Below are 17636 nucleotides of genomic sequence, written 5' to 3'. Positions count from 1 at the left end.
GTCAGTCGGCGGACTGCTGCAGCCGCCACATCTCGGCGTAACGCCCACCGCGCGCCAACAGCGCGTCATGCCGGCCGCGCTCGATGACGCGGCCCTGCTCCAGCACCAGGATTTCGTGCGCGTCGACGACCGTCGACAACCGGTGCGCGATGACCAGGACGGTCTTGTTCTGACCCACCGACTCCAGCTCCGCCTGGATGGCGCGTTCGTTGGTCGAGTCCAGTGCCGACGTCGCCTCATCAAAGATGAGGATGGGCGGGTTCTTCAGCAACGTGCGCGCGATGGCCACGCGCTGCTTCTCGCCGCCGGACAGCTTCAGCCCCCGCTCGCCAACCATGGTGTCGTAGCCCAGCGGCGTGGCGCTGATGAAGCCGTGAATGTGGGCCGCGCGCGCGGCCCCTTCCACCTCTTCAAGGCTGGCGCCCGGGCGGCCGTAGGCGATGTTGTAGGCCACGGTGTCGTTGAAGAGCACGGTGTCCTGCGGCACGATGCCGATGGCGCGGCGCAGGCTGGACTGGGTCACCGTGCGGATGTCCTGGCCGTCGATGCGGATCTGGCCGCCATCGATGTCGTAGAAACGGTAGAGCAGCCGCGCCAGCGTGCTCTTGCCCGAGCCACTGGGGCCGACGACCGCCACCTTCTTGCCGGCCGGGATCTCGAAGCTGACGCCGTGCAGGATGGGCCGCACCGGGTCGTAGGCAAAGCGCACATCGTCGAAGACGACGCTGCCGCCGCGCACCTGCAGCTCGGCGGCGCCGGGCGCGTCGGCGATCTCGCGTTCGCGGTCGAGCAGGCCGAACAGCTTCTCGATGTCGGTCAGTGCCTGCTTGATCTCGCGGTAGATGACACCCAGGAAGTTCAACGGGATGTAGAGCTGGATCATGAAGGCGTTGACCATGACCAGGTCGCCCAGGCTCATGCGCCCGTCGACGACGCCCTGCGTGGCCCGCCAGAGCATCAGCACCAGGGCCGTGGCGATGATCAGCTGCTGGCCGGTGTTGAGCATGGACAAGGTCGTCTGGCTCTTGAGCTGGGCCTTGCGCAGCTTCTCCAGGCTCTCGTCGTAGCGCGTCGCCTCGAAGCCCTCGTTGTTGAAGTACTTGACCGTCTCGTAGTTCAGCAGCGAGTCGATGGCCTTGCTGTGGGCCACCGAGTCCAGCTCGTTGAGCACCTTGCGGAACTTGGTGCGCCACTCGGTGACGACAACGGTGAAGCCGATGTAGACGACCAGCGCCGCAACGGTGATGCCGGCGAACCAGACGTCGAACTTGACGCCCAGCAGCGTCAGCACCAGCACCACCTCGATCAGCGTCGGCACGATGCTGTAGAGCGAATAGCTGATCAGCGAATGCACGGCCCGCGTGCCGCGCTCGATGTCGCGCGTCATGCCGCCGGTCTGGCGCTCCAGGTGGAAACGCAGGCTCAGCTCGTGCAAGTGCCGGAACACCTGCAGCGAGATGCTGCGCGCGGTGCCCTCGGTGGCCTTGGCGAAGATCAGCTCGCGCAGTTCGGTGAACAGCGAGGTCGACAGCCGCAGCGCGCCGTAGGCCAGCAGCAGGCCCAGCGGCACGACGAGCATGGCCTGGGGCTGGCCGGGTTTCAGATCGAGGTTGTCGACGAGGTTCTTCAGCAGCAGCGGCACGCCGACGTTGCTGACCTTGGCGCCGACCATGAAGGCCAGCGCCAAGCCGACCCGCCAGCGATAGAGCCAGAGATAGGGCAGCAGCCGCCTGACGGTGCCCCAGTCGCCGCGAGGCGTGGGGGCAGTGCCGGCAGGTGGCACGGATGATGCTGAAGTGAGGGATCGCAAGCGCAGGACCGAGAATGAATGCCGAACTGTTGTACCCCATGGATGCCATGACCCAGGACCTAAGCCCGATTCAACCCCTGCCCGGCAACCGCGAACTGGTGCTGCGGGTGATGCCGATGCCGGCCGACTCGAATGCGAACGGCGACATCTTTGGCGGCTGGATCATGGCCCAGGTCGACATCGCCGGCTCCATCATGCCGGCCCGCATCTCACGCGGCCGCGTCGCGACGGTGGCCGTCAACGAGTTCGTCTTCAAGCAGCCGGTCTCCATCGGCGACTTGCTGAGCTTCTATGCCACGGTGACACGCATCGGCCGCACGTCGATCACGGTGCATGTGGAGGTCATGGCCGAACGCGACCCGGAGAACCTGCACGTCGTCAAGGTGACCGAGGCCAACCTGACCTATGTGGCCATCGACCGCGAAGGCAAGCCTCGGACGGTTGCTGCCTGAGGGCGGCTGACCAATGCAACCGTTGGAGCGGCGTGCTGATCAGGGCTTGAGCCCGGCCTCGATCTGATCGGCCAGCGCCTTCGCCCATAGCGCATAGCCGCGCGGGCCGGGGTGGAAGCCGTCCTCGGCCATCAGCGCGGCGGCATCGCGTTGCATGGCCTCGGGCAGCAGCACGACACGCCGGTGCGCACGGCCAACCATCGCCTGCGCCAACGCCGCGTTGAAGCGGGCTGCCTGCCGGCCAAAGAACCAGCGCAAGGGCTGCGGCAGCAGCGGAAACGCCTGCATCGGCGGTGCGCCGCAGTGCAGGGCCAGACGTACACCCGCGCGCGACGCGGCCAGGGCGTGAATGCCGTCCAGCGCCGCGATTGCCCGCTGCGGCGCGACCTGGTCGACGACATCGTTGACGCCCAGGGCCGTGATCAGCACGTCGGCGGGTGCGAGGTCGGTGGCCTGTAGTGCGGCCAATGCCTGTTCGCTGCGGTGACCGCTGCAGGCAACCAGCTGCCAACCCACCGGTTTGCCGAGCCGTGTCGCCAGCAGGCGCGCGAGCTGGCCGGCCAGGGCTTCGTCCTGATGGGATGCACCCACGCCGGCCGCGGACGAGTCGCCCACGATGAGCAGGCGCAGCGCCGTGCCGTCCGCCGCCCGCGGGCCGGCCGCTTCAGGCAGGCGCAGCGCGGTTGCCCGAACGCGCCGGCCCTGCAGCACAAGCAGGGGCCCGAGCGCGATCTTGGAGACAGTCAGGAAAATTTGGTGAAGTCCGGCGCGCGTTTCTGGAAGAAGGCCTGGAAGGCCTCCATCGCCTCGGGGCTGCGCAGGCGTGCGCCGAAGATCTCGGCTTCCCGCGCGATGGCTTCCTTGACGGCCGCACGCTGCGGATCGCGGATCAGCTTCTTGCTCTCGCGCACGGCGCCCGGCGCCAACGTGTTGAAGCGCTCGGCGATGCGGCGGGCGTGGTTGACCACCTCGCTGCCCGGCAGCACGCGGTTGGCGATGCCGCATTCCACCGCCTGCTCACCCGTGAACGGGTCGCCCAGCAGCAGTTTCTCAGCCGCCCGGCGGTTGCCCATCAACTGCGGCACGACATGGCTGGAGGCGAACTCCGGCACCAGGCCCAGGCCGACGAAGGGCATGGCCAGGCGCGCATCGTCGGCAACGAAGACCAGGTCGCAGTGCAGCAACATGGTCGTGCCAATGCCGATGGCCGCGCCAGTGACAGCCGCGACGACGGGCTTGCCGCTGTCGACCAGGGCATGCATGAACTGGAAGACCGGTGCATCCTCGCCGCGCGGCGGCGCGCTCATGAAGTCTTCCAGGTCGTTGCCCGACGTGAAGATGCCAGGCTGGCCGGTGATCAGCACGGCGCGCACGGCGGGGTCCGCATCGGCGGCACGAAGCGCATCGGCCATGGCCTGGTACATGCCCTGGGTGATGGCGTTCTTCTTCTCGGGGCGAGCGATCTCGAGGGTCGCGACGCCGTTGACGGTGTAGCTCTTGATGGTCATTTGAGGTCCTTCACGCGACTGCGGTCTTGGCGTGGAACTGCGTCCAGTGATTCGCCAGGTGCATCAGATGGGCTCGCTCGTACTGCGGCTTGGTCAGCTCACCGTAGGCGAAATGAGGCCGCAGTGTGCCGCTGAATTGCGCGAAGGCATCCATCGCATCGAGCAGGCGCTGCACCGACAGCCGCAACGTCTGCGCGGCGTCGAGCGCCGGGGCGCCGGGAATGGGCTCGGCGAGGTCATGGCTCATCGTGCCGCGGGCGTTGAACATCGCGAACGCAGCCGAGCCCACCGAGGACCGGAACCAGGCGCCCCTGAGCGCCGGATAGCCCTGCATCGAGTATTCGATGCTCTGCGCCAGATGCTGCATCACCTGGCTCAGGTTCCACGCATTGCCCTGCACGACCTTGGGCGCAAACAGCAGGTCCAGCACGGCCTGCTGGGCCTGCTTCCAGGTGGTGAAGGTTTTCAGCCTGCCGGTGCAGGCAGCCAACGGTGCCGCCGCGAGCAACACCGCAGAGGTCTTGAGCGCGCGGCGGCGGTCCATGGCTTACAGGCGCTCGAAGATGCCGGCGGCACCCTGGCCGGCGCCGACGCACATCGTCACCATGCCGTACTTGCCGCCGGTGCGGCGCAAGCCATGGATGACCGAGGCCGCGCGAATGGCGCCGGTGGCGCCCAGCGGGTGGCCCAGCGCAATCGCGCCGCCGTTGGGGTTGACCTTGGCGCGGTCCAGCTCGATGCCCTTGCTGTCGAGGTCGTTCAGCACGGCCAGCGACTGCGCGGCGAAGGCCTCGTTCAGCTCGATCCAGTCCAGGTCGGCGGCCGTGATGCCGGCGGCCTTCAGTGCCACGGGGATGGCAGCGATGGGGCCGATGCCCATGATCTCCGGGGGCACGCCGCGCACGGCGAAGGAGACAAAACGGGCCAGTGGCGTCAGGTTGTAGCGCTTCAGCGCGGCTTCGCTGACGATCAGCAGGCCGCCCGAGCCGTCGGATGTCTGCGAGCTGTTGCCCGCCGTCACGCTGCCCTTGGCGGCGAATACGGGCTTGAGCTTGGCCAGGCCTTCCAGCGACGTGTCGGGGCGGGCGCCTTCGTCGAGCTTGACGGTGCGCGTCTTGGTGTTGACGGTGCCGTCTGCCAAGTTGGGCGTGCGCTCGACGACGTCGAAGGGCGTCATCTCGGCATCGAAGTGGCCGGCGGCCATGGCGGCCACCGCGCGGCGGTGCGATTCCACCGAGAACGCGTCCTGCGCTTCGCGGCTGATCTTCCACTGCGCGGCGACCTTCTCGGCCGTCAGGCCCATGCCGTAGGCGATGCCGATGTTCTCGTCCTTCTCGAAGATCAGCGGCGACAGGCTGGGCTTGTTGCCGCCCATCGGGATCATGGACATCGACTCGACACCGCCGGCGAACATCACGTCGGCCTCGCCGACGCGGATGCGGTCCGCCGCCATCTGCACGGCGGTGATGCCGGATGCGCAGTAGCGGTTGATCGTCACGCCGCCGATGGTCGGGCCCAGGCCGGCCAGCACCGAGGCGACGCGGGCGATGTTCATGCCCTGCTCGCCTTCGGGGAAGGAGCAGCCGACGATGGCGTCTTCAATCGCGGCCGGGTCCAGGCCCGGCGCCTGTGCCAGCACGGCCTGCATGACCTTGACGAGCATCTCGTCGGGGCGGGTGTTCTTGAAGTAGCCACGGCCGCTCTTGCCGATGGGCAGACGGGTGGCGGCAACGATGTAGGCGTCTTGAACTTGCTTGCTCATGGTCTTTCCTTTACTCAGGCCTGGGGCTTTTCTTTGGGCACCCAGGCCCAGACAAATTCACACTCGATCGGCTCGATGCCGGCTTCGTCGGTTACGGTCACGGCGACCCGCACTTCACCCTTGGTGTCGCTCGCCATGCTGGCGCGCTGGGCGTCCGTCAGGTGCGCCTTGGCCGTGAGGCCGCCGGTCGCACGCTTGCGGAAGTTCACCTGCAGCGACTTGCACAGCGGCAGGCAGTCGTCACGCACATTCATGCCCACCACCATGCCGGTGGCCGTCTCGGCCAGCAGCGACATCGCGGCCGCATGCACGCCCTTGATGTGGTTCTGCACGGGGCGCTTGTTGGCAACACGGATCTCGCTGCGCTCAGGCGTGAGCGCCACGAAATCCAGCGACGCCGTGCCCGTGAAGGGCACGGCACGCCGCAGCGCGAAGTTGCGTGCAGGTCCACGCAGCGCAGACGGCAGGCCGTCCAGCTTGGCGAGGGTGCGTTGAAGCCGGTTCACGTCGGACCTTAGTTGCGGACGGGCTTGCCCGTTTGCAGCATGCCCATGATCCGTTCCTGCGTCTTGGGGTTATCCAGCAGCGAGCAGAAGTGCTTGCGCTCCAGCGCCATCAGGTACTCCTCCGTCACCAGGGAGCCCGCCTCGACCTCGCCACCGCAGACCACGTCGGCAATCGCCGCAGCCAAGTGGAAGTCGTGTTCGCTGACGAAGCCGCCGTCGCGCATGTTGGCCACCTGGCCCTTGATCGTCGCGATGCCGCTACGGCCGGCGACCGGGAACAGCGCCTTGTGCGGCGGGCGGTAGCCGGCCTCGGCCATGCCCAGCGCCGTGGCGGTGGCCACGTGCAGCAGTTCGTCCTTGTGCGGCACGATGACGTCGCTGTCGAGCAGGAAGCCGTTCTTCTTCGCCTCGTGCGCGGATGTCGCGACCTTGGCCGTGGCGGCCGTCAGGAAGCCGTCCTTCAGGAAGCTCAGGATGTCGGCATTGGCGTTGCCGGCTGCAGCCATCTCGGCGGCGCGGCGGGCGATGTAGGTCAGGCCGCCACCGCCGGGGATCAGGCCCACGCCGACCTCCACCAGGCCGACATAACTTTCCACATGAGCGACGCGGCGCGCGCAGTGCACCGCCAGTTCGGCACCACCGCCCAGCGCCAGGCCGCGCATCGCGGCGACGACCGGCACGCTGGCGTAGCGCAGGCGCAGCATCATGTCCTGCAGCTTCTTCTCTTCCGGCGCGATGCCCTTGCTGCCCATCTTCATGAAGACGGGCATCAGGCTCTCGAGGTTGGCGCCGGCCGAGAACACGTCGTCCGGCGACCAGATCACCAGTCCCTTGAAGTCGGCTTCGGCGATCTCGACGGCCTTGAGCAGGCCCTCGGTGACGGCCGGGCTGATCAGGTGCAGCTTGGCGGTGATGGAGGCGATGACGACATTGCCGTCCAGCGTCCAGACGCGCACTTCGTCGTTCTTGAACAGCTCGGTGCCCGACTTCAGCGGGTCGGCGGCGCCGGTGCCCAGCAGCGACTCGCGGAAGGACTGGCGGGCGTACACCGGCAGCTCGCTGCGCGGCTTGAACTTGCCTTCAGCGGCGCTCCACGAACCGGCCGGCGTGTGCACGCCACCGGCTTCGGCCACGGGGCCTTCCGTCACCCAAGCCGGCAGCGGCGCGCTGGACAGCGTCTTGCCTTCGGCGATATCGGCGGAGATCCACTCGGCGACCTGCTTCCAGCCGGCGGCCTGCCACAGCTCGAACGGGCCTTGCGTGGTGCCGAAGCCCCAGCGCATCGCGAAGTCGATCTCGCGCGCGGTGTCGGCCACGGTGTTGAGGTGTACGGCGGCGTAATGGAAGCTGTCGCGCAGGATGGCCCACAGGAACTGGGCCTGCGGGTTGGTGCTTTCGCGCAGCAGCTTGAGGCGGTCGGCCGGTTGCTTCTTCAGCATGCGGGCGACGATCTCGTCGGCCTTCTTGCCGCCGGCGACGTACTCACCGGTCGCGAAGTCCAGGCGCTGGATGTCCTTGCCCACCTTCTTGTAGAAACCGGCGCCGGTCTTCTGGCCCAGCGCGCCCTTTTCGATCAGGCCGGCCAGCACCTTGGGCGTGGCGTAGGTCGAGTAGAACGGATCGTCCTTCAGGTTGTCCTGCATCGTCTTGACGACGTGGGCCATGGTGTCCAGGCCGACGACGTCCGCGGTGCGGAAGGTGCCCGACGAGGCGCGGCCCAGCTTTTTGCCGGTCAGGTCGTCGACGACGTCGACCGACAGGCCGAACTTCTCGGCCTCGATCATCGTGGCCATCATGCCGGCGATGCCGACGCGGTTGGCGACGAAGTTGGGCGTGTCGTGGGCACGCACGACGCTCTTGCCCAGCGATGTGGTGACGAAGGCTTCAAGCTGGTCGAGGATTTCCGGCTGCGTGGTCGGCGTGTTGATCAGCTCGACCAGTGCCATGTAGCGCGGCGGGTTGAAGAAGTGGATGCCGCAGAAGCGCGGCTTGATTTCTTCAGGCAGCACCTCGCTGAGCTTGGTGATGCTCAGGCCCGAGGTGTTGGAGGCCACGATGGCGTGGGGTGCCACGAACGGCGCGATCTTGGTGTACAGGTCGAGCTTCCAGTCCATGCGCTCGGCGATGGCCTCGATGATGAGGTCGCAGCCGCGCAGCACTTGCAGGTGCTCTTCGTAGTTGGCCTGCTGGATCAGCGCGGCTTCCGACGCGTCGCCCAGCGGCGCGGGCTTGAGCTTCTTCAGGCCGTCGACGGCCTTGGTCACGATGCCGTTCTTCGGGCCTTCTTTCGCCGGCAGGTCGAACAGCACCACTGGCACCTTGCAGTTGACCAGATGGGCCGCGATCTGCGCGCCCATCACGCCGGCGCCGAGGACGGCAACCTTGCGGACTTGAAACTTGGAACTCATGGGGTCTCCTGTTTGAAGCGGGGACTGCGGCTCAGGCCGCGGTCAGAAAATCGTGCACGGCCGGCCAATAAGCCTCGCGCTCGTCGCGCATGCCGTGCGTGTGATCGGCCTTTGTCAGCGTCAGCCGCTCGACACGCGCGCCGGCCGGCGCTGCGGCGGCCAGGCGGTCGCCATGGTTGGTCGGCGTCCACGGGTCGCCGTGGCTGTGCACAAGCAGCACGCGCACATGGGCGGGCAGCCTCGCCATCGCGAGTTCCGGCCGCAGCCGGCGCTCGCCTTCCGGCGCAACGAGGCTGCTCAGGCGCAGCACCGCGTGGGCGAAGGGGTAGTTCTTCCAGAACTCGGGCAGGCTGGAGGCGCAACCTTCGGCCACGATGCGGTCGAACGGGAAGTCGGACGCACCGAGGGCGTTCAGCGTGTGCATCGCCCCGAAGGACGCGCACAGCGCATGCACCTGCAAGCCCGGGAAGCGCTGCCGCGCCTGTCGACCAGCGGCCAGGCTGTCGGCCGGCCAGTCGAAGTTCGTCGACGGGCTGTCGCCGAAGCCGTTGTAGTCGAAGGCCAGCACATGGAAGCCGGCCTGCAGCAGCGCATCGGCATGGCCGTTGCGCAGCCAGAAGCCCTTGGCTGCCAGCCCCATCGGATGGGCGCAGACGACCACGCCGCGTGGCGTGTCGACGGGCGTGCGCTTGAGCACGGCGGCCAGGGTGGCATGGCTGCCGCTGGCGAAGCTCAGCCGCTCCCAGCCGTCCGTCGCCACACCTTGCGGCCAGCGCCAGGGCTTCATGAAGCGCCCGAAGAAGGGCTTCTTGAACTGGCGGTGCCAGAACCAGCGCGCGCCCGACGTGCCGGTGCTCAGGCCCTGCCAGGCGCGACCTGCAAGTTCACCCATGCTGCATCACTCCACGCGCAGCCAGATCTGGCTGCGATAGAACGGGCCGATATAGCCGCGCATCTCGAGTTTGCGGCCACCGTCCACTGGCTTCAAGCGGGTGCGGTAGGTCTTGCCGTTGTTCGGGTCGAGGATCTCGCCGCCGCCCCAGACGCCATCGCCCTCGGCCTTCACGCCGCGGATGATCTGCAGGCCGACGACGGGCTTGTCCTTGCGGTCGTCCTTGCACAGGTCGCACTTGGCGTCACCCGGGTCTTTCGGGTCCAGCAGCTTGTCGATGCTGCCGACGAGGGTGCCCCCCTGTTCGCTGATGCGGACCAGCGACTTCGCGGTTTTGCCGTCGTCGTCGATGGTCTTCCACAGGCCCACGGGTGAAGTCTGCGCCAAGGCAAACGCGGGCAACAGCAGGGCAGCAGCGAACAGGACTTTCATCGGGGCATCCTTGTCGTTCATCAGGCAGTTCAGAACAGCGCTTCTTCCATTTCCATCAGCGGCGCCAGACCGGCACGCGCGGTGCGGATCAGGCTGGCCGTCTCGGGCAGCAGCTTGGCAAAGTAAAAGCGCGCCGTCGCCAGCTTGGCCGTGTAGAACGGGTCGCCGCTGTTCTTCTTGGCCAGTGCGATCTTGGCAGCCTGGGCGAAGAAGAAGGCAAACGTCATGTGGCCGACCACGCGCAGGTAGTCCACTGCCGCGGCGCCCACCTCATCGGGGTTGCCGAAGGCCTTCATGCCCAGTTCCTGCGTCAGCTTGTTGACCTTGTCGCCGAGGTCGGCGAGCGGGTTCACGAACTCCTGCATGGCTTCGTTCGTGCCCTCTTCCTCGATGAAGGCGGCGATCTTCTTGCCGAACATCTTCAGCGTCGCACCGTTGTTGCCCAGCACCTTGCGGCCCAGCAGGTCCAGCGACTGGATGGTGTTGGTGCCCTCGTAGATCATGTTGATGCGGGCATCGCGCACGTACTGCTCCATGCCCCACTCGTGGATGTAGCCGTGGCCGCCGAACACCTGCATGCAGTGCGACGTGGCCAGCCAGCCGTTGTCGGTGATGAAGGCCTTGATGATGGGCGTCAGCAGTGCGACTTCGGCGTCGGCTTCCTTGCGCTCGTCCTCGTCGTCGCTCTTCAGCGCCTTGTCGAGTTGCAGCACCGTGTAGGCCTGCAGCATGCGGCCACCTTCGGCGAAGGCGCGGGCGGTCAGCAGCATCTTGCGCACGTCAGGGTGCACGATGATGGGATCGGCCGGCTTGTCGGGCGCCTTGGGGCCGGACAGCGCGCGCATCTGCAGGCGGTCCTTCGCATAGGCCACGGCATTCTGGTAGGCCACCTCGGTCAGGCCGAGGGACTGGTTGCCGACGCCCAGGCGGGCGGCGTTCATCATGACGAACATCGCGGCCAGGCCCTTGTTGGGCTGACCCACCAGCGTGCCGTTGGCGTTCTCCAGCACGATCTGTGCGGTGGCGTTGCCGTGGATGCCCATCTTGTGCTCCAGGCCGGCGCAGAAGATGCCGTTGCGCGAGCCCAGCGAGCCGTCGGCGTTCACATTGAACTTGGGCACGACGAAGAGCGAGATGCCCTTGCTGCCTTGCGGCGCGTCCGGCAGGCGGGCCAGCACCAGGTGGATGATGTTGTCGGCCATGTCGTGCTCGCCGGCCGAGATGAAGATCTTGGCGCCGGTGAGCTTGTAGCTGCCGTCGGGCTGCGGCTCGGCCTTGGTGCGCAGCATGCCGAGGTCGGTGCCGCAGTGCGGCTCGGTCAGGCACATGGTGCCGGTCCACTCGCCGCTGGTCAGCTTGGGCAGGTAGGTGGCCTGCTGCTCGGGCGTGCCGTGCGCATGCAGCGCCTCGTAGGCGCCGTGGCTCAGGCCGGGGTACATCGTCCAGGCCTGGTTGGCCGAATTCAGCATCTCGTAGAAGAACTGGTTCACCAGATGCGGCAGGCCCTGGCCGCCGAACTGCGTGTCGCAGGAGAGCGCCGGCCAGCCGCCTTCGACGTACTGCTTGTAGGCTTCCTTGAAGCCCTTGGGCGGCTTGACCTCGTGCGTGGTCTTGTCCAGCGTGCAGCCCTCGGCGTCGCCGCTGAGGTTGATGGGGGCGATGACTTCGGCGGCGAACTTGCCACCTTCCTCGAGCACCGCGTTGATCGTGTCGGCGTCGATGTCCTCGTGGCCGGGCAGTATCTTCAGCTCGTCGACGACGTTCAGCAGCTCGTGCATGACGAACTGCATGTCACGCAAGGGCGGGGTGTACTGGGGCATCGGGTACTCCTGGAACTACGGTGATGGTGAGTCGGTTCAGCGCTTGGCAGCGCCGTTCTTGGGAGCCTTGCGGCGCTGCTCGAGATCGAGGCCGGCCGGCGTGGCATAGAACTGGATGGTCCGGTCGAAACCGGTGCCGGCGCGGGCCAGCGCGCCGGGGATGCGCATGAAGCGCGCGTCGTGGTGCAGCGACAGGATCAGGCCGTGCAGCTCGAAGCAGATCTGCTCGACATCCGCGTCGGGCTTCAAGTGCCCTTCGCTGATGGACAGCTGGATGGCCTTCTGCAGCGCCCCATGCCAGGCCTTGACCATGGCGACCAGCGCGTCGCGCACCGGGCCGGGCCGGTCGTCAAATTCGACGGCGCCGCTGATGTAGATGCAGCCCGAGTCGACCTCGACCGACACGCGGCGCACCCAGCGCTCGAACATCGCGCGCAACCGCGGCAGGCCGCGCGGCTCGCGGATGGCGGTGAAGAAGACTTCTTCCTCGAACTTGGCGTGGTATTCGGTAACGACCGCGATCTGCAGCTCCTCGCGCGAGCCGAAGTGGGCGAACACGCCCGACTTGCTCATGCCCGTCACATCGGCGAGCGCGCCGATGGACAGGCCTTCCAGGCCCATGTGCGAGGCCAGGCCCAGGGCCGCGTCGAGGATGGCGGCGCGGGTCTGCTGGCCCTTCTGCAGCGAGCGCGCAACGCGCGCCGGCTTCGCAACGCGCAGCGGGGCGATTTTCTTGGCGGTGGTTGGCAGCGTGGACACGGGCGGGAGCAAGTCAGGAATAAAACGAACGGTCGTTCTATTTTGCAGGTCGCTCCCGCGGCAGCGCCAGCATCACCCCGCGATTTCCTAGGGTGATGTGCCTAATACTTCCAACAACCTAGTGCAAACCCCAGTCCTCGTCCCCGGTCGCGCGAACCGCCACGCTGTCATGGGCCGACGCTTGAGCCGCATGCCGCTTCTGCAGTAGTCTCCGCGCCGGAGGTTGACTTCTGTGGATGTGCTCCAACTCGATGTCTCTGGCCGGCCGCAAGCCTGGATCACGACCCGCGAAGCGGCCGTGATCTACGCCTGCGACGGCGTCGCCTGGACGCTGGGCGACCCCTGCCAGGTGCTGCGTGGCGGTTGGCAGCGCATCAGCGGGCGGCAGTCGCGCATCGAGGTCCATCCCATCATTGCCGTGCGCGGCGCGGTGCCTAGCCGGGCCTGGCGCCAGGCGCCCGCGCTGACGAACAGCAAACTGTTCGTGCGCGACCGCTTCATCTGCGCCTACTGCGGCCACCACTGCCTGCCCGAAGACCTGACGCGCGAACACATCCACCCCACGTCGCGCGGCGGTTACGACAGCTGGATGAACTGCATCACCGCCTGCCGGCCCTGCAACGGCCGCAAGGGCAACCGCATGCCGGAAGAGGCGAACATGAGCCTGCTCTACCTGCCCTACGTGCCCAGCCTGCACGAAGACATGATCTTGCGCGGCCGCCGCATCCTGGCCGACCAGATGGAGTTCCTGCTGGCCAGCGTGCCGCGCAGCTCACGCCTGCATGGATGACTCGCGTCATTCCCGTTGACCGGCAACGGTAAAGAGTTGTAGTCGAGGGCGTCGAGCCGTCAACGGCGGGACAATTGGCGGCGTTGGGCCTGCTGTTTCGCCCAAGGAGAACCGAATGTCCAAGCTCATGACTTCCCTCACCCTGGCCGCGGCCTTGATGCTGTCTGCCTGCTCGACGACCAGCCCCGACGTCGTCCAGCGCGGTGATGCGCAGCGGCTGTCGCAGGTGCAGGACGCCACCGTGCTGTCGTCCCGCCCGGTGACGGTGGACGGCTCGCAGAGCGGCATCGGCGGCGTGGCCGGCGGCGTCACCGGCGCCATCGCCGGCAGCTCGGTCGGCGGTCGCCGCGAGGGCCAGATCGTCGGCGTCCTCGGCGCGGTGGCGGGTGCCGTCATCGGCAATGCCATCGAGCGCTCGGCCACTCGCGAGGATGCGCTGGAAATCATCGTCCAGCTGCGCAACGGCGAGCGCCGCTCCGTCATCCAGGCCAAGGGCGCCGAGAGCTTCAACAGTGGCGACCCCGTCATCCTCGTGACGACCGGCGGCAAGACCCGTGTGACGCGCGCGCCCGCTGTCATGCCCGCACGCAACGGTTGATCGTTCACGGGGCCGGTGTCCTGACCAAGGACAATCAGACCCATGAACATGAAGAAAACCGATCTGGAACGCCTCGCCGGCCTGAAGCTGGACAGCGCCATGCGCGGCAAGGCGACGCCCGGCCGCTTTGGCGCCGCCGCTGCTGCAGTGCCCGACCGCAAGGCCCAGCGCAAGCTGGACGCCGCCGCCGGCCTCGTTCCCTTTGCCTGCAAGCTGCCCGCTGCATTGACCGAGCAGTTGCGCGAGCGCGCCGCCAGCCATGAAGGCGGCATCAACGGCCTCGTCGAGGAGCTGCTCGCCAAGGGACTCCAGGCATGAGTGATCTGGACGAGCCCGTTTTTGAAGCGCGCCTGTGGCGCGACAACGGCTGGACCGCCCAGGTCATCAAGAACGAAGACGACGAAGGCTGGGCCGTCGCCATGTTCAAGGCTGGCGAAAGCGAGCCGGCCCTCGTTGGTCCCTGGACGATGGGCCGCGACAAGAAGAACCCCAAGCCGCTGGACGTCAACGCCTTCAACACGCTGGTCAAGACAGCGTCCGAGGTCATCCGCCGCCATGAGCAGCAGCTGCACGCGCAGTTGAACAAGGCGCTCTACGTCGCCCGTGACGGCAACTGGCTGAAGATCACGCTGGAGATCGTGCCCGCGGAGGACGACCCCTACGCGTGGCTCAACGCCTTTGATGCCGCCGGCGAGCGCTTGGCGCAGGTGAAGGTGTCGGCCGGCTTCAAGCTCAGCCAGGGCGCCGCCGAAGCCTGGGTCGACAACGGCTACGAGCGGCCCGCCGGTCGGGACTGACTGCAAGTCCGATTTCGGCCAGACGCGAGCCTGCTGCATCTGAAGAATGGCGAGCATCCCACCAGGAGCACGCCATGTCCTTTCGCATCACCGGGCTGTCCGCCCAACCCTTTGAACATCTCTTCGGCCTGAGCGACGTCGAACTCGCCGCCCATGGCGCCATGCGCCATCGCGGCGCCGGGCTGCCCGACCGCGTCGAGCTGCGCGACACGACGGCCGACGAGACCGTGCTGCTGCTCAATCACGAGCACCAGCCCGCCGACACGCCCTACCGCTCGCGCCACGCCATCTTCGTGCGCGAGCAGGCGGGCGCGCCCTTCGACGCCGTCGACACCGTGCCCGACGCGCTGCGCCGGCGCCTGCTGTCGCTGCGCGCCTTCGACGCCGCGGGTCTGATGGTCGATGCCGACATCGTCGACGGCGCGGCCATCGAAGGCCTCGTCGAGCGCCTGCTGGCCCAGCCAGAGGTCGACTACATCCACGCCCATTTCGCGCGGCGCGGTTGCTATGCGGCCCTGATCCGGCGCGCGGCCTAAGCCAGATCCACGACGGTCAGCGCCGCTTCGTCACGCGGCAGCGTCATGACGCGGCGTCCGTCGGGAGCGATGACGACGCTCGCACCAAAGCCGCGCTGCCCGGGCAGGTTCAGGCCCTCGGGCCAGTTGCTCTGCAGCACCCAGGCGCCCAGCCCCCGGGCCAGCGCCTCGGCGCCATGGCGATAGGCATCACACAGCGCCGCGTCATCGGCATCGCTGATGTAGCTCGGCCAGAAGATGACTCGTATGCCGGCCGTCCGTCCGGCAGCCAGCTCGGGCAGCAGCGCATCGATGTCCAGCATCTCACGGCAAAGCACCGAGGTTGCCAGCACACCGCCGATGGCCGTCCAAGCGCGTGCGCCGCCAGGTGCGAAGAAGCTGGATTCGCTCGGCGTGAGCCCACGCTTGTGCACACGGCCCACCTCGCTTCCCGCGGCATCGATGTAGACATGGCTGTTGAGCAGCGCTCCGTCCTCAGCCCATGTCGGCACGCCAATCGCTGCCGCGATGCCGAGCCGTGCACAGGTGGCGCGCAGCTGCGCTTCTGCCAGGGTCAGCGCTTCGGTAGCCAGCACCTCGGGCAGACGTCGATGAAAACCCGTCAAGGCCAGCTCCGTGCAGACGCAGCCATCGGCGCCAGCAGCAGCTGCGGCTTCAAGCGCCGCCACGGTTTCGGCCAGATTGGCTGCCAGCGTCCAGTGCATGCGCGGCTGGGCAATAGCCCAGCGTGGCGGCTTCAAGCGGCCATCTCGAAAGTCAGTCCAGCGCGCTCGTGCAGGCGCCGCACAAGGGCCAGCCCCATTGCACTGCCGGGCGTCCAGACGCCACCCGGCGTGGCGTCGCGGCCGACGTCCTGCACCAGGCACAGCGCCGCCTCGCTGATGAGCTTGCAGGTGGAGCCATAGCCCGGGTCGCGGTCGCCCTTGACGACAGCGCGCAGCGTTTCACCGCTGGCCGATTTGCCGATGAACCAGACCTCGTAGCGACCCTCCTCGCGCGCGGCCTTGTCGGGGCCATCGCCAGGTTGGGTCAGCACAAAGCGGCGCAGCAGCGCGCGCGTCGGCCCGAAGCCCAGCGCCAGGTTTTGCAGCTGCGTGAAGCGGGCGAGCGCCTTGGCCTTCTTGCGGCCCTTGTCGCCCACGCCAGGCTTGCCCGTCAGCAGCTTCTCGCTGTAGACGAAGCGCTCGCCCCAGGGATGGCCGCGCAGCGCATTGCTGCGGTGGATGTTCTTGGTGTTGATGGTGGCCATGACGAAGGGGCCGGCCCAGGCGTCGGCCCAGGCGTCGAAGTCGGCACCCTGGTCGTTGGGTTGCCGCGGGCCCTTGAAGCCGCCGGCGAGCGCGAAGGGGTTGGTCATCAGCTTGATGAGGCCGGGTTCGCGGCGCACGGCCTCGATGGTTTCCATCATGCTGGCGAAGGTGCCACCGGAGAACGTGCCCTTGAGCCGCGCGACGCGGCCGCGCACCTCGGCCAGCGGCGCGCCAAAGCGTTGCTGCGCCTCGGCCTGCAGATAGACGACGCCGAGGTCGAAGGGGATGGAATCGAAGCCGCAGGAGAAGACGATGCGCGCGCCGCTTTTCTGCGCCAGCGGCGTGAGCTTCTCGATCATCCGGGCCATCCACAGCGGCTCGCCGCAGAGGTCGACGTAGTCGGTGCCGCCTGAAGCGCAGGCTGTTGCCAGCGGCTCGCCATGCAGTTGGTAGGGGCCGACCGTGGTGATGACGCAGCGGGTGCGAGCGACGAGCGCCTTCAACGCAGCGGCGTCGCCCGCATCCGCCTTCAGCAGCGCGACGGACGGCGGCAAGTGCAGTTCGTCGCGCACTTTCGCGAGCTTGTCGAGGCTGCGGCCGGCAATCGCCCAGCGCGCACCGTCGGCGCCGCTGAGGTGCAGGTACTCGGCGACGAGCCGGCCGGTGAAACCGGTGGCGCCGAAGACGATGAGGTCGAACTCCTTGTCGTTTTTCACTCGCGCCTGCCTTTCATCGCCAGCCAGTCACCGCGCAGCAGCGCCAGGGCATGGCAGTCCACATACTCGCCGGCCACGAAGACGATGCCGCGCTGAATGCCCTCGTGCTTGAAGCCGCACTTCTCGGCCACGCGCCGCGAGGCATGGTTGTGCACCGACATGCCGCAGGACAAGCGGTTCACCGGCCAGTTCTCGAACAGGTAGTCCACCAGCAGAGCTGCAGCCTCGCTGGCCAGGCCCTGGCCGCGCATGGCCACGTCGGCCAGCGTCCAGCCGATCTCGCGCGCCGTCGTGTAGCGGGCCGCGGCAAAGTGCACCACGTCGCCGATGACGCTGCCATCGATCAAGTGGCAGATCAGCAGGCGTTCGGCGTCCTCGTTGGCAAAGCCGTTGTCCTTCCAGCGCTGGTCCACCGCATGCGGCGTCGTCATGCGCGAGCCGAGATGGGGTCCGCGCACCAGCGGGTCACCCGTCGTGCGCTTGAGCCACGGCAGGTCGTCCTCGGTCACATAGCGCAGGCCGACACGTTGACCTCGAAGCATGAAAACTCTCCGTCAGACAGATCGGCCGCGGACGCCCCCAGGCGGCACGCGGCCGGGC

The 17636-nt window shown here is 67.5% G+C and carries 20 protein-coding genes; 6 read left to right on the top strand and 14 right to left on the bottom strand.

The window, feature by feature from the left end; translation table 11 throughout:
- Position 1: 1 nt before the first annotated feature.
- Entirely contained in the window at positions 2–1783 is a 1782-nt protein-coding gene (locus ASC81_RS03090; RefSeq protein ID WP_235533552.1) for an ABC transporter ATP-binding protein/permease, read from the bottom strand.
- A gap of 74 nt (positions 1784–1857) precedes the next feature.
- Between ASC81_RS03090 and ASC81_RS03085 the strand changes: the two genes are divergently transcribed.
- The gene (locus tag ASC81_RS03085; protein WP_082536313.1) at positions 1858–2262 is read left to right on the top strand and encodes an acyl-CoA thioesterase; all 405 of its coding nucleotides are present in this window, start codon (positions 1858–1860) and stop codon (positions 2260–2262) included.
- 39 nt (positions 2263–2301) lie between these two features.
- Here the strand turns inward: ASC81_RS03085 and ASC81_RS03080 are convergent, their stop codons facing one another.
- Genes ASC81_RS03080 through ASC81_RS03035 form a run of 10 tightly spaced genes read right to left on the bottom strand, consistent with a single transcriptional unit; the run spans position 2302 to position 12340 of the window.
- A complete protein-coding gene (locus tag ASC81_RS03080) occupies positions 2302–2973 on the bottom strand; it encodes an SGNH/GDSL hydrolase family protein (protein ID WP_235533551.1) in 672 nt (223 codons plus the stop codon).
- A gap of 32 nt (positions 2974–3005) precedes the next feature.
- The gene (locus ASC81_RS03075; protein ID WP_056262563.1) at positions 3006–3770 is read right to left on the bottom strand and encodes an enoyl-CoA hydratase; all 765 of its coding nucleotides are present in this window, start codon (positions 3768–3770) and stop codon (positions 3006–3008) included.
- A 10-nt stretch (positions 3771–3780) separates the two neighbouring features.
- Positions 3781–4314, bottom strand: a complete 534-nt coding sequence (locus tag ASC81_RS03070) for a DUF1569 domain-containing protein (RefSeq protein WP_056262560.1) — start codon at positions 4312–4314, stop codon at positions 3781–3783.
- 3 nt (positions 4315–4317) lie between these two features.
- A complete protein-coding gene (locus tag ASC81_RS03065; RefSeq protein WP_056262556.1) occupies positions 4318–5532 on the bottom strand; it encodes an acetyl-CoA C-acyltransferase in 1215 nt (404 codons plus the stop codon).
- 14 nt (positions 5533–5546) lie between these two features.
- Complete coding sequence (locus ASC81_RS03060; RefSeq protein ID WP_056262554.1) at positions 5547–6038, bottom strand: DUF4442 domain-containing protein; 492 nt, start codon at positions 6036–6038, stop codon at positions 5547–5549.
- An 8-nt stretch (positions 6039–6046) separates the two neighbouring features.
- Positions 6047–8446, bottom strand: a complete 2400-nt coding sequence (locus tag ASC81_RS03055) for a 3-hydroxyacyl-CoA dehydrogenase/enoyl-CoA hydratase family protein (protein WP_056262551.1) — start codon at positions 8444–8446, stop codon at positions 6047–6049.
- A 31-nt stretch (positions 8447–8477) separates the two neighbouring features.
- The gene (locus ASC81_RS03050; protein ID WP_056262547.1) at positions 8478–9338 is read right to left on the bottom strand and encodes a S9 family peptidase; all 861 of its coding nucleotides are present in this window, start codon (positions 9336–9338) and stop codon (positions 8478–8480) included.
- A gap of 6 nt (positions 9339–9344) precedes the next feature.
- On the bottom strand, positions 9345–9770 hold the full coding sequence (locus tag ASC81_RS03045) for a DUF2147 domain-containing protein (protein WP_056264227.1): 426 nt from the start codon (positions 9768–9770) through the stop codon (positions 9345–9347).
- A 29-nt stretch (positions 9771–9799) separates the two neighbouring features.
- The gene (locus ASC81_RS03040) at positions 9800–11590 is read right to left on the bottom strand and encodes an acyl-CoA dehydrogenase C-terminal domain-containing protein (RefSeq protein ID WP_056262545.1); all 1791 of its coding nucleotides are present in this window, start codon (positions 11588–11590) and stop codon (positions 9800–9802) included.
- Positions 11591–11626: 36 nt separating this feature from the next.
- Positions 11627–12340, bottom strand: coding sequence for a TetR/AcrR family transcriptional regulator (locus tag ASC81_RS03035; RefSeq protein WP_235533583.1), 714 nt, complete (start codon positions 12338–12340; stop codon positions 11627–11629).
- Positions 12341–12581: 241 nt separating this feature from the next.
- Here ASC81_RS03035 and ASC81_RS03030 point away from each other — a divergent pair, with 241 nt between their 5' ends.
- From ASC81_RS03030 to ASC81_RS03010, 5 genes are all read left to right on the top strand, one after another.
- Positions 12582–13139, top strand: a complete 558-nt coding sequence (locus ASC81_RS03030) for an HNH endonuclease (protein WP_056262540.1) — start codon at positions 12582–12584, stop codon at positions 13137–13139.
- Positions 13140–13254: 115 nt separating this feature from the next.
- Positions 13255–13737, top strand: coding sequence for a glycine zipper 2TM domain-containing protein (locus ASC81_RS03025; RefSeq protein ID WP_235533550.1), 483 nt, complete (start codon positions 13255–13257; stop codon positions 13735–13737).
- Between the two features lie 42 nt (positions 13738–13779).
- Positions 13780–14055, top strand: coding sequence for a hypothetical protein (locus tag ASC81_RS03020; RefSeq protein ID WP_056262537.1), 276 nt, complete (start codon positions 13780–13782; stop codon positions 14053–14055).
- The gene (locus ASC81_RS03015) at positions 14052–14534 is read left to right on the top strand and encodes a hypothetical protein (protein WP_056262535.1); all 483 of its coding nucleotides are present in this window, start codon (positions 14052–14054) and stop codon (positions 14532–14534) included. The genes ASC81_RS03020 and ASC81_RS03015 overlap by 4 nt, the downstream gene beginning before the upstream one ends.
- A gap of 74 nt (positions 14535–14608) precedes the next feature.
- On the top strand, positions 14609–15070 hold the full coding sequence (locus ASC81_RS03010) for a DUF1203 domain-containing protein (protein WP_056262532.1): 462 nt from the start codon (positions 14609–14611) through the stop codon (positions 15068–15070).
- Here ASC81_RS03010 and ASC81_RS03005 read toward each other — a convergent pair.
- From ASC81_RS03005 to ASC81_RS02995, 3 genes are read right to left on the bottom strand one after another with little or no spacing between them, the layout of a single operon-like run.
- Positions 15067–15810, bottom strand: coding sequence for a nitrilase-related carbon-nitrogen hydrolase (locus ASC81_RS03005; protein WP_156391688.1), 744 nt, complete (start codon positions 15808–15810; stop codon positions 15067–15069). The genes ASC81_RS03010 and ASC81_RS03005 overlap by 4 nt on opposite strands.
- Entirely contained in the window at positions 15807–17036 is a 1230-nt protein-coding gene (locus ASC81_RS03000; RefSeq protein ID WP_056262528.1) for a trans-acting enoyl reductase family protein, read from the bottom strand. The genes ASC81_RS03005 and ASC81_RS03000 overlap by 4 nt, the downstream gene beginning before the upstream one ends.
- The gene (locus ASC81_RS02995; RefSeq protein ID WP_056262525.1) at positions 17033–17578 is read right to left on the bottom strand and encodes a GNAT family N-acetyltransferase; all 546 of its coding nucleotides are present in this window, start codon (positions 17576–17578) and stop codon (positions 17033–17035) included. Before ASC81_RS02995 ends, ASC81_RS03000 begins: the two co-directional genes overlap by 4 nt.
- Positions 17579–17636 lie beyond the last annotated feature (58 nt).

The sequence above is a fragment of the Pelomonas sp. Root405 genome, assembly GCF_001425165.1.
In the GTDB taxonomy this organism is placed as follows: domain Bacteria; phylum Pseudomonadota; class Gammaproteobacteria; order Burkholderiales; family Burkholderiaceae_C; genus Pelomonas.
Note: the sequence above shows the minus strand (reverse complement) of the source record. Positions and strands in the feature narration are given on the sequence as shown.

What these genes read in the sequence shown, in the direction of transcription:
- ASC81_RS03085 (WP_082536313.1), top strand. Translation starts at nt 1,858, where the DNA reads ATGACCCAGGACCTAAGCCCGATTCAACCCCTGCCCGGCAACCGCGAA.
- ASC81_RS03075 (WP_056262563.1), bottom strand. Translation starts at nt 3,770, where the DNA reads ATGACCATCAAGAGCTACACCGTCAACGGCGTCGCGACCCTCGAGATC.
- ASC81_RS03070 (WP_056262560.1), bottom strand. Translation starts at nt 4,314, where the DNA reads ATGGACCGCCGCCGCGCGCTCAAGACCTCTGCGGTGTTGCTCGCGGCG.
- ASC81_RS03065 (WP_056262556.1), bottom strand. Translation starts at nt 5,532, where the DNA reads ATGAGCAAGCAAGTTCAAGACGCCTACATCGTTGCCGCCACCCGTCTG.
- ASC81_RS03055 (WP_056262551.1), bottom strand. Translation starts at nt 8,446, where the DNA reads ATGAGTTCCAAGTTTCAAGTCCGCAAGGTTGCCGTCCTCGGCGCCGGC.
- ASC81_RS03050 (WP_056262547.1), bottom strand. Translation starts at nt 9,338, where the DNA reads ATGGGTGAACTTGCAGGTCGCGCCTGGCAGGGCCTGAGCACCGGCACG.
- ASC81_RS03045 (WP_056264227.1), bottom strand. Translation starts at nt 9,770, where the DNA reads ATGAAAGTCCTGTTCGCTGCTGCCCTGCTGTTGCCCGCGTTTGCCTTG.
- ASC81_RS03040 (WP_056262545.1), bottom strand. Translation starts at nt 11,590, where the DNA reads ATGCCCCAGTACACCCCGCCCTTGCGTGACATGCAGTTCGTCATGCAC.
- ASC81_RS03025 (WP_235533550.1), top strand. Translation starts at nt 13,255, where the DNA reads ATGTCCAAGCTCATGACTTCCCTCACCCTGGCCGCGGCCTTGATGCTG.
- ASC81_RS03020 (WP_056262537.1), top strand. Translation starts at nt 13,780, where the DNA reads ATGAACATGAAGAAAACCGATCTGGAACGCCTCGCCGGCCTGAAGCTG.
- ASC81_RS03015 (WP_056262535.1), top strand. Translation starts at nt 14,052, where the DNA reads ATGAGTGATCTGGACGAGCCCGTTTTTGAAGCGCGCCTGTGGCGCGAC.
- ASC81_RS03010 (WP_056262532.1), top strand. Translation starts at nt 14,609, where the DNA reads ATGTCCTTTCGCATCACCGGGCTGTCCGCCCAACCCTTTGAACATCTC.
- ASC81_RS02995 (WP_056262525.1), bottom strand. Translation starts at nt 17,578, where the DNA reads ATGCTTCGAGGTCAACGTGTCGGCCTGCGCTATGTGACCGAGGACGAC.